The following is a 12,059-nucleotide window of genomic DNA, read 5'->3' on the forward strand; positions in this document are numbered from 1 at the left end:
TCCCTTTACTGCACAATGAGGTTTTGATCATCAATCATTTTTTGCAAGATATCAGATTCATTCACGCTTGATGTGTCACTGCCGTACAAATCGTTTAATGACACGCCTTCGAGAATGATCTCTTGCTGAATAGTCGAACCATCTGGTTTCAAAGACAATTTCACGTTACCGCTATTGTCATCCAGATCGATTTTAGCGTCTGCTGAACTGCCGTCCGTGACCCCACTAACAATCGCACTAACATCAATTGCATCACTGTTTTGAGAGTAGTCAAACGAGGCAATGGTATCTGTGCCAGAATTGCTGCTCACAATAAACAGGTCGTTGGTTCCATTCGTCCCTTCCAGTCGATTGTCTGCGATTGCCAAAAGAGTCACATCGATAACTTGGGCGATGCCTTCTGCATCAGAGCCATTGAGTGACGCAGTCGGCTCAATCGCTAATTGGAATTCATCGGCACCTGAATAACCACCAACGATCGCCAAGTCGGCGATATCGTCCATTGAGACCGTGTATTTGCCATTCTCTTCGGTACCAGAACTCAGTAGTAAGCCTGAAGGCAAGCCCGAAATAGTCACAAAGCCAGTTTCATCAGTGGCCGGATTAATCAAACTTAACTCCAGTCCTAGAGGAATAGTTCCGCTAGCCTCAGCCACAATCGATTCATACTCAACGGTAAGAATAGGTTCATCAGGCTCTGGCGTTATGGTGATGACTAAATCTTCACTCGTCACATCACCTACATCACTTTCAAGATTTCCAAGTACGGTATTTTGATCGAATGTTGAGGCCGATATAGTCACATCCATATCACCAAAAGCATCACCAGGGAAAAAGGTAATCTTATCGACTTCATTGGATTTGACCGTGACTGTTGCCGTTGCACTTCCATCCCCATTTGTGACAAAAGCACCGCTCTGAAGCCCTACTCTAATTTTGTCTAGACCATTAAGCGCCGAAGCATCTGAAGTAGACTTAATCGTAAGTGAGATGATGATGTACTCATCGCTATTGGTTTCAAAGCTTGAGGCATCTAAGGTGATAACAAGCCCATCATTCTCTTCTCCTGAAACGCAATCAGGCAGGTCAACCAGCTCTACTCGATCACCAACTGGCAAAACGCCTACGGTAAAGTCTGAGTGAGTAAAGTTTAAATCGCCATTTTCGAGCTCTTGGGTAATGGCCTCGAGCGAAAGTGGGATGTCTCCACTAAAGTCTCGTGGAGGAAGAATATAGACGTCAGCAAGGCGAGAGGCATCAAGCTGCCATTCGTAAGTATTTTGTCCGTTAAATGAACCGCCGTCTGCACCATTGTTTGGGGCAAGTTCGTAGCTGCTACCGACTTTGTAAACAACTACCGCCCCTTCAGGAACACCTTTTAAGCTTAACGACATGCTCTCGGAGCCATCTTGGTCAACCAATGACGCCGTCATTGACCCTAAAGAGATATACTCGTCTTCATTGCCTAGCTGGTCATTGGTCACAAGGTCTGCCATATCCGCGACTGCCTCTACATTGATTGTCAATGTGGTGGTCTTATCTTGAGTATCCGTCTCTGTGACACAGTCAGCCTCATCGGTAATATTGGCCGTTAGAGTCAGCGTGATATCGCCGCTGTAGTGCAAAGGTGGTACTACACTCACTTCATTTAACCTAGTAGGATCAAGAATGGTCCAAGTGCCGTCATTGTTGTCTTGAAGTACATCGACAGGCCCTGATAGTGCCGCTCCTGCACTGATCGTAACAGTGAGCGAATTCACGGTTTCTTTACCCGTTGCACTATTACCTTCACCTGTTATGGCTTGCCCCGACTCAACACTATCACCGAGAATAAGTTCTAAGTTCAAGTCAGTCGCAGTATCTTCTTTGATTGTGGTTGTATCACTACTTACTGAAATCTCGTCGACCACGGGCGTCACTTGAATAGTGATGGTTTGTTCCGTGGTTACTGAATCTCCGTTACATGGAGAGGTTTCAATCGTTTCAATAGTAAAGGTTAGGCAACCCGCAAAGTCCTCATCGACGCCAGTCAGTTTTAGGTTATCGAGTGCTTCAGCGGTAATTGAATAGCCGACGATATTACCGAGTCGATCATATTCAGCGGTGACACCATCCCCTTCAATTTCTACTCCATCAGGGAGAGAATCTGCTGGAATATAGAACGAAAGTTCATTGCCATCATCACTCGCGACATCTGAATCTAACAAGCCTGAGAGATCAATTTCACCCCCCTCTGGTTGTTTGATGTCACCGGATTGAATATCACCTGGGGTCCCCACTGGGTCACAGCTACCGCCGCCACCACTATGCCCGGTGATTTGCAGCTGGAATGTCGTGTCAATAAAGCGTGCATCTTCTCCATCTAGGGCTAGAGCACGAACTACTATATCAAGTAAAGGGGTATCTTGAGGACTAGAAATAGTCGCACCATTTAATATCTGGGCGAACGTTTCTTGGAAGGTGTCACTGGTTAATCCATCCGCTGGAATGATCCAATTTCCATCGGCATCTTGGCTAGCGCCATTAGGGTGGTCAACAATTAGGTTGTAACCATCTGGTACAATAATCAGAATGTAATCGAGGTATTCTGAGCCATCGATATCCGCATCCACAAATGCAACTGCATCGGATATGTCCACTGCCGAACCATCATCACTTGAATAGATTGCGCCAGAGCCTTCTAAGCGCGTATCCAGTTCAACTTTTGCGTTTACCGTAACACTCAGGCTACCCGTAATCTCTTTAACGTCTGTAGCGCCTGTTGGGGATGTATCCGTCACTTCGTATTTAACATTGATGTTGAATACACCGCTAAGGTCTTCGGTTGCCACAACACTGAGGCGTCCACTATTGAGTAAGTCATCCAAAGTTGGAGAGGTGGCATCGGTCAGGGTGGATAGATCCAACCCAGAAGCACTCACGACAATTGGCGAGCCATCAAAATAGAGCGTCAAGTCCGAATCAAGTGACACAATCGTGTACCCTGTTAGGCTCTCGCTTCCATCAATATCTTGGTTTATTGATGGTGCGAGGTTAAGACTAATACTTCTGTCTTCTATACCTTCAGTTGCAATCACCTGCCCATCGGTTTGATCCACTTTCGGTAGCAGTTCAATCTCAACGGTCATTGGGAATTCACCAGAGTCCCCATCAGGCTCTGTAGAGATAACGATCACATCAAACGTTAACTCACCGCTGAAATCTTGTACCGGTTTTAAATACAGCGCAGCTAAGTCCGCATTACTAACCTGATAGACAGGCCCTGTTGTGGGATCGACGTACGCGATGGTCAATGCTACAGGATCGCCCGAGGAATCAACCAGTACGGTACCATCAGGAATACTGGTGAGCAGTATATTCAGTTCTTCTGAGACATCGTCGTCGGTTGTTTGGACAAGGAAATCCAGCGCAATCAGTTCATCTTCATACAAATCTGCAAGATTACTGATGACTTGGGTGCCTTCATCAAATTGCCAGTGTCCTTCTCCACCATCAATCACCGTTGGTTCATCAACCACACCTTTCAAGAAAACGGTGATTTTCTCTCTTGGGCTGGAAGCTTGAGGGTTCGAAGGAATCAAACCATCCTGCGTTGATTCCGTCGAGATAGCCGTCACGTAGATCTCTAAATCTTCGGTAAACGAACTGATGTCTTCTTTCGGTATGAGAGTCACGCTGCCGTTAGCGAGATCTACGGCCGTCACTGTGTAAGAATTTGCACCGACTTTCACTCCACCAACAATTTCCCACCCATCCTGAACCTCAATGAGAATCGAAAGGGTCTCAGATCCGTCCGTATCCGTTAAGTCCGCAAAGATATAGTCTTGAAGGTTGATAACGTTGTCTTCAAGATCTTTAATGTCTTTGACAGACAGCGTCGGTGTATCCGCATCTGGGCGAACATTCACTACGACTTGCTGAGACGTCTCCGCTTTTTTGTCATCACTGGAAGCAAAGTTGTTACCATCTTCAATCGCGACCGCAGTAATATCAAACGTAAATTGTCCGGCTACGTTTGCATCAGCGACAATTTCCATCTTATCTAGCTGATTTTGCGAATACTGTTTGCCTTCAGTAATCGCGGTGCCATTGATGTAGACAGTGATTCCTGTTGGTACATTAGTAATGATGTATTTTAACGTTTCTGAACCATCGGTTTTATCGACTAGATTTGCGGTAATATCTAAATTGAGTGACGTATCGGCATCTTCTACAACTTCATAAGTGAATACAGATGTCCCCCATTCCGGCGTATCGGCAACAGGAAGTACAGATACGTCTAGTGATTCAGTTAAGTCTCGCGGGCCAGTATCACTGGTAATAGTCGCACCAACCGCAAGCGAAATTGAAATCGTGGTATCGGATTGATGAAGGGGTGGCTGGTAAGTGAGCGTCCCATTGGGTACGACCAATTCTGGATTAGTTGCATCCAAGTCAGAACCCGACAGTACAATTTTACCCCCAACAGCGACGAGTGCGACTCCATTAAGATAGAGTGTGCCGCCCTGAAGAGAGGCCTCAGTAATCGTGATTTCAGAAACCGCTTCATTTTGGTCAATATCACCCGTTGAAACAGTAATAGTGAGAGTGGCTGGATTGTCTTCCCTTACCTGAACATTTTCGACACGGATGAAACCATTGTTATCTCCTAGCTGCAGCGTGACTTGACCACTATCTACATCACCGTCAAAGTCTTCAATGGTGAACTTAAGTACATCACTTAACTGCGGATCCGCATTGACGTCACTATCCGTCACTATGGTATAGGTACCATCGCGGTTGATCGTCAATGTACCGTAGCTGGTGGAATCATTATCGTTATAAAGCGGAATAACAAATTGAGTGTCACTGTCTGAGAACGTATAGGTAGTGAAATTACCATCGCCATTTGTGTCATACTCAACGTTGAGTAACTTACCGCCATCGGCGCCAACGCGATTATTAATCGTAACAAGATTACCGCTTTGATTATCACCTTCAATAAGGTCCAGCGTTGAGTCCCCTGCAACAGGCACATCATCTGTCACGTTGACGGTGTAATTCACTGCTGCAGAGCTATCTCCATCAGCATCAGTTGCAGTGATGCTGAAATCAAGCTCAAGGTTATTCATACCCGAAGCAGTGGCATGGTCAAGCGGAGCGAGCAAAACGAATTCAACCGTTCCGTCTAGATTCAAACGTATTTGGAAAACTTCGTTATTTGAAGAATCTACACCAACATACCAACCATCAATATCGACGTCGTTTAACGTTATTGACCTGCCGCCACTGGTATAGCCAAGTGCATCAAACGCAGCTGTATCGATTTCGATGGAGACGATATCATCCGATCCTTCAATGAATTCAATTGATGGTGATACTGCCTCTGTTCCCGTATCTTGACCATCACCATTAAGGCCGTCTTCATCGACAGTTATTGAAGATACAACGGTAAGCTCAGGGTTAACCCCATCATAAATTTTGATGGTAGAGGTGACTGAGTTTTCACTGCCATCAGAGTCTACGGTGTAAACAGGTACTGGAATATCAAGAGAGAGATCATTGCCGCTACCAACATGGTCAATCGATTGATAAAGCTCCAAGAAAACGTCAATAGTCGTCGTTGAACCCGGGTCAAGAGAAAAATCACTCGGTAATGAGATTAAAAAGACCGACTGTCCGTTAGGTAAAATTGCGTCATAACTGCCATCACCATTGTCGCGCCAAGTGATCGCAACACCATTCTGAGTAATCTGGTTACCATTCGAATCAAGAACAGGATCGCCCGTAGACACGTCAAGACCAAGGAAAACTAACGGGTCAAATGAAGAGCTGACGTTAAAGCTCACATTGGCCGTCGTGCCTGCACTGACGCTGTCTACAATAGGAACCTCTGAAAGCTCTACGGTTCCTGACCCAACCGTCGAGTCCCCGCCGTCGGTAATCGTTATATCAAGTTCAAGCTTAGTGACATCACCATCGTTATCTGTCGCGGTGACAACAACAGGGATAGGATCAGAGCCGTTAACTTGGTCAATGGCTCGCTCTAACGTAAACGTGTAGTCAATTGATGCATCTGAGTCATTGGCAGGTTTAGTGAAACTAACCGTGAATACAAGAAGATCGATTTGATTCGGTGTGTCAGAATCTTCTGTATACGCTGATAAAGAGCCGTCGCCATTCACAACATAAATTAAATCAGCTCCACCGCTGGTTAAACTAGGCTGATCAGCGGCATCGAAATAAACAGAGTCCAAATAATCACTGCCAATGTCCAAATTGAACTGGCCCGTTTTAGACACTGGGGCTGATGCTAGTTCAGTTTCGTTGATCGAGACTGAAGTTGCATTACTCAACAAAGGATCTTGTCCGTCAGATATGGTCCACTCAAATCGGCCGCTATCTAAGGCTGTGCCATCGAGATCGATTCCTGTGATATCAAGAGGCAGTATCACATTATCGCTAGCAAGTAAGTGGCTGATAGGTTCGGACTGAACCAGTTGGATCGTGGCTGTCACGTCGTTACCGCTCGCAACTCCACTTAACGTTAAGGTGAAGATGACATTCCCACCAGAGGAAGCCGTAATAACGGTGTTACCAGCACTCAGTACATAATCGATTGAATTGAGCGTTAACGTCGACTCAAGCCCTAAAGATTCAAGTAACGTAATAGTATTAGGATCAAATTGAAGTGAAGCTGGATCAGGGTTATCCGAACCAGCAGTGACGGTAAAAGTTGCATCTTGGGTCAAGTCACCGTCAGTAATGCTATTTTCAGTGGTCGTTATACTCCCACCATTTACAGCTCCTTGCTCGCCGTCAGTAATTGTAATCACGGCAGTCGCACTACCGAAGTCTTGGCCTGCGTCCCCGGCAATATAATTGATGGTCACCGACTGCAAACTGGTGTGGTCTAGGTTTCGACTCGCCACTAGCGTCCAGTGCCCATTTTGAAAAACCGTTAACACCCCTTCTGCCAAATTGAATATTGCTGGCTGAGCATTAGTCACAGTTTTCGTCACGCCATCGACTTCGACTTGGCGCACAAATAAATCACCATCAAGGTCAATATCATTGTTGAGTAAGTTTCCTGACGATGTTGTCCCTTCGACCATCTCGTAGATTTCACCAAATACTAGAGGCTCAGAGTCTTTAATCGTAATAGGCAGATGAGCAATAACAGTCTCGGTTGTGCCGTCGCTGTCTGTCTGAGTACCTTCTAGCAGAATCGCTGTTTGCAATGAATCGAGGTCGACGCCCTGATCGATGGCTTGAAAGAAAGTGACTCGAACTTGATCACCGACAATCGTTGCCGTAAATACGAGATTATTTGCGGAATCACGCGCCTCTAAACTCTGCGCGTCTCCTGCCACCGTAACACTAACGGAGTTACCTTGAGAGGTGATACCAGCTGAGAGGGACTGATCACTGTAAAATTTAAAGTCGGCAAACTCGACGTTGATGTCCGAGTTTTTCGCTTCAGAACCAAAAACACCAACAATAGCTTCAGCAAAGGTAAGCGAGTCTGGAAGAACGATCGTTGGCATATCATCAATCGCTTCATTGCCAATATCGTTGAGAACTTTCGCCTCGATAGTCCAAGTTTGGTTCAAATCGAGTGAAGAAATATCAATGCCAGCAACAGACCAATTACCACTCCCGTCAACAACGCCTTCGAATGTCAAATCCGTGACACCGTCACTCACTAGAATATAGACAGGAAGCCCTGACGATACTCCGGTCGTTGTGCCCTGCATCGTTGTTAGATTGCCTGTTCGGAAATCGAGAATGCTAAAGCCTGTTAACGTATCGATATCGATTGTCGGTGCTGTCGTGTCGATGGTTGTCGAAGTGTCCGTAGTGGTTGCTGGGTTACCCGCAATATCAACAGTAGAGGCCTCAACGGTAACAACCCCATCAGCAAAGGTACTGACATTGACATCTTCTACGCTCCAAGCGCCATTTTCGACAGTGGTAGTGAATTCGAGTCTCGCACCGCCACTATCAGTAACCACAACGGTCACCGTTTGCCCATCTTCTACATCATTGACGTTACCTCTGAATGTCGCTGATTGTTTCTCTGTGGTGTTGAGAACATTGTCACCGCCATCTTCAATTTCGGCTGTCAATGAAGCAATGACATCTTTCACAATGGTATCGGTATAGACGGCAGGGTTTCCGGCGATATCAATTGTTGAAGCTTCAACACTTAACACACCATCAACTAATCCGGAAAGATTAACGGTTTCAATACTCCAGCTGTTGCCAGACACAACGGAATCGAGAGTAATGGTTTGGCCATTAGCATCTGTGATAACAATCGTGATCGGCTGGCCATCTTGAACAAAACTCACTGAACCCACCAACTTACCCGACGCAACTTCAAACTGGTTGTAGTATTCATCACCAAAGCCATCAAAGTTGACTTCTATTTCGGCAAGCGTGTCTTTAATGGTTGTGTCTTGTGCTGAAACGCTGTTACCAAAATTGTCGGCAACGACGGCGGTAACAGAGAGGTCACCTTCGGACAAACTGGAAAGGTCTACCCCTTCGACGCGATAAGTTTCACCTTGCGTTGTAGCGGTAGTCGTAACGGAGTTACCATTTATATCAGTAATTGTGATTTGTACTGTTCGACCATCTCGGATCTCAGGTGCGGTTCCTTCGATCGTGACACCTGGCACTTCAAAGCGATTTTCGTATCCGTCTCCACCGTCAAGAATATCAACGGTTAGTTCAGCATTAGGACTAAGTAAATCGAGTATTTCTTCCGCGTCGGTTTCTTCTTCAGTCGCAAAGGGGTCATCAGGTCGAGTATCAAAACCGGCTTGAGCGATGGTTTCATCTAAGGTTGCTTGAACATACTGAACAAAAGAAGCACCTTGGCTATCCACATTGTCGCCAGAGCTTCCATCGAGAGAACGGTTATTGATTGAGTATTCCGCTAACTGGTCAACGACTTGTTCAAGCTGCGCTTCTATCTCTTCGATTTCTTGTTCAGAAAGCTCGATGTTTTCACTTTCTACATTTTGAGTGACAACAACAACACCTTGCTCTTTTACCGAGTCGCTAGGAATTCTCTGCCAAGTGCCGTCTGGTAACACTTGCCACAAAACTCCACCCACTTCGATATACAAAATTGGGGTCATCGGTGCTCCTTAAAGTCCTGTTATTCACTTTTGTTATCAAAAAAGTATGTACAATTCCATGTACTTATATATAAAACATCAATCGGTTAGACGTTACCTGTATCTCATAGCAACTTCTTAATATCAACAATTATTAAACATAGAATGTTAAATAAATTAACCTATCAAGTTGTCTAATTTATGCCGCAGCATTCAGTTTTCATGAACTAAAAAATGTAAATAGGCCCGTTTATGAGTTTAGCTCAGTTTTATGCTCACCTTTGAGACACCGCTTAACCCGCCCCTTAAAGTAAAAAACCTCGCAAAGGCGAGGTTTTGTAAGATTCATAGTGATTTATTTGACCGACCACTGTGAAAGTGAACGCTTGAAGTCTGAATAATCAAACTCATTCAGTTTTTGTATATCACCGCTAGAACGTTCACAGTAGACAGAAGGCATACGTAAACCGTTAAACCAGTTCAGCTTCACCATGGTATAGCCTGCACTGTCCATAATATGGAGACGTTGACCAATCTCTAATGGCTCATCAAAGCTTGCTTCACAGAACTGATCGCCGGCAAGACAGGAACAAGAACCAATCACATAATCATGTTGACCGCTCTCTGATGCCTCAAGGATCGAAGCAGGTTCATCATAAATAAGCGTGTCTAGACGGTGTGCTTCGGTAGCTGAATCAACGATCGCTGTCTTCTTAACGTTCTCGACGATGTCCACAACGGTTACAACAAGATCGGTTGTCTTAGTGATAATTGCTTCACCTGGCTCCAAATACATTTGAACGCCATGTTTTTCAGAAAAGGCTTTAAGTGCAAGGCCTAATTTTTCGATATCGTAGCCCGGCCATGTGAAGAACACACCGCCGCCCATGCTTACCCAGTCAAGCTTATCGAGGTATTCACCAAACTGATCAGAGATAGAGTCAAGTAAGTCAATGAATGCGTCGACATCTTTGTTTTCACAGTTCATGTGGAACATCACGCCATCGATATCACTAAAAATTTCTGGCTTGATGTGATCAGCTTGAACACCTAAACGAGAGAACTGACGTGCAGGGTTTGCCAAGTCTTGACCCGCGTAGCTTACGCCAGGGTTCAGACGAAGACCGATTGATGCCTTACCCTCAACAATGTGTCGGTAAGCGGCTAGTTGAGACTGTGAGTTGAAGATCATCTTGTCACAGATGTCTGCAACTTCACGTACATCATCTTCGCTGTAGCCCACACTGTAGGCGTGAGTTTCACCACCAAAGGTTTCGTGGCCAAGTTTTACCTCGAACGGCCCCGAGCTTGTTGTGCCATCTAGATAAGGCTTGATGATGTCGAAAACACCCCAAGTTGAAAAACACTTCAGTGCTAACACTAGCTTCACGCCAGAAATTTCTTTTAGCTGCTTCGCTTTCTCTAGGTTTTCAATCAACTTATCTTCGTTGATCATAAAGTATGGGGTTTTAAGTTCTTCTTTCTTAAATGTCATTTCAATACGCACTCAAACTACATCTAAAGATGGAAAAGGAAAATTATATGGTTGGTGTGATTTAGTTTGATTTTGTCCTGTTCGAACGCAGTGAGTTACAAAATCAAAATAAATGATACCAACACTTTAAGATGGTCATCACCAAAAAGGGAACAATCACTGCTCCCTTTGATAAGTAATCAGACTAGAGGTCAGTTCTTATTTATTAAGCTCGTGGATCAAAGGAAGATTTTGACCCGCTTCAAGCTCTTGAACATGCCAATCTAGACCAATGCTAGGCATCGTTTCTAGGAACGGATCTGGGTTTAGCTGTTCCATGTTGAACACACCTTTGTCTGCCCACTCACCACGGAAAAACTGAAGTGCAGCCGTAATCGCTGGTACACCTGTTGTGTAAGAGATCGCTTGGTGCTCTACATCTTCGTAAGCCACTTCATGGTCAGCGTTATTGTAGATGAATACGCTACGCTCTTTACCGTCTTTCTTACCTTGAACCCAAGTACCGATACACGTTAGGCCAGTATAGCCAGGTGCTAGAGATGTTGGATCTGGTAGAAGTGCTTTCAGTACGTGTAGCGGCTGAACCACTGTACCGTCATGCAGTGTTAGCGGATCTGGGCTTAGAAGGCCGATGTCACGCATACAATTAAAGTAATTCAGGTACTTGTCGCCGAAGCCCATCCAAAACTCAATACGTTTTGCAGGGATGAACTCTTTCATTGAGCGAACTTCGTCGTGCGCCATTGAGTAAACTTTGTGTGTACCACAGTTTGGAAAATCAAACTCAAGCATACGTGAGTGACACGGAACCTGCTTCCACTCTTCGTTTTCCCAGTAGAAAGAATCACCTTGGATCTCAAGCATGTTGGTTTCTGGGTCGAAGTTCGTCGCGAATTTCTTGCCGTGATCACCTGCGTTCACATCCATTACGTCAATCGTATCAATCTCATCGAACAAGTGCTTCACTGCGTATGCTGCGAATACTGATACCACGCCTGGATCGAAGCCTGCACCAAGAATACCAGTAATGCCCGCCTCAGCGAACTTCTCACGGTAACCCCATTGCCAATCGTAAGCTTGAGGTACTTGCTGGCCTTCCGAACATAGGTCAACCGCAACTGATGTATCTAAGTAAGAGACTTTCGCTTGGTAACACGCTTCCATGATTGCCATGTTGACCCACGGAGGACCTGCGTTGATCACTAGATCCGGCTGAACCTCTTTGATAAGCGCAACAAGAGCATCAACGTCATCTGCATTTACAGCGCGTGCTTCTAGTTTCTTAGATGCATCTTTCAGGTTGTTTTTATTCTGAATAGATTCGATGATTTTTTCACATTTAGCCACGGTACGTGATGCGATTGTGATATCACCTAGTACGTCGTTGTTTTGTGCCGCTTTATGTGCAACAACCCAACCAACGCCACCTGCACCAATCTGTAGAATTGCCATAGTTT

The 12,059-nt window shown here is 45.2% G+C and carries 3 protein-coding genes; all 3 read right to left on the reverse strand.

Annotated elements, in window-relative coordinates:
- Positions 1 to 5 precede the first annotated feature (5 nt).
- The 3 genes from F0231_RS10005 to F0231_RS10015 all read right to left on the reverse strand — a co-directional run bounded on the left by F0231_RS10005 (position 6) and on the right by F0231_RS10015 (position 12,054).
- Positions 6 to 9,128: a type I secretion C-terminal target domain-containing protein gene (locus F0231_RS10005; RefSeq protein ID WP_171759587.1), complete on the reverse strand. Its 9,123-nt coding sequence runs from the start codon at positions 9,126 to 9,128 to the stop codon at positions 6 to 8.
- A 334-nt stretch (positions 9,129 to 9,462) separates the two neighbouring features.
- The gene (gene nspC, locus F0231_RS10010) at positions 9,463 to 10,602 is read right to left on the reverse strand and encodes a carboxynorspermidine decarboxylase (protein WP_171759588.1); all 1,140 of its coding nucleotides are present in this window, start codon (positions 10,600 to 10,602) and stop codon (positions 9,463 to 9,465) included.
- A gap of 198 nt (positions 10,603 to 10,800) precedes the next feature.
- Positions 10,801 to 12,054, reverse strand: a complete 1,254-nt coding sequence (locus F0231_RS10015; RefSeq protein ID WP_171759589.1) for a carboxynorspermidine synthase — start codon at positions 12,052 to 12,054, stop codon at positions 10,801 to 10,803.
- Positions 12,055 to 12,059 lie beyond the last annotated feature (5 nt).

The organism is Vibrio sp. RE86 (genome assembly GCF_013114545.1).
Lineage (GTDB): Bacteria > Pseudomonadota > Gammaproteobacteria > Enterobacterales > Vibrionaceae > Vibrio.

Bases quoted from the DNA above. Each gene is read 5' to 3' on its own strand.
- F0231_RS10015 (WP_171759589.1), bottom strand. From the start codon at position 12,054: ATGGCAATTCTACAGATTGGTGCAGGTGGCGTTGGTTGGGTTGTTGCA.
- nspC (WP_171759588.1), bottom strand. From the start codon at position 10,602: ATGACATTTAAGAAAGAAGAACTTAAAACCCCATACTTTATGATCAAC.
- F0231_RS10005 (WP_171759587.1), bottom strand. From the start codon at position 9,128: ATGACCCCAATTTTGTATATCGAAGTGGGTGGAGTTTTGTGGCAAGTG.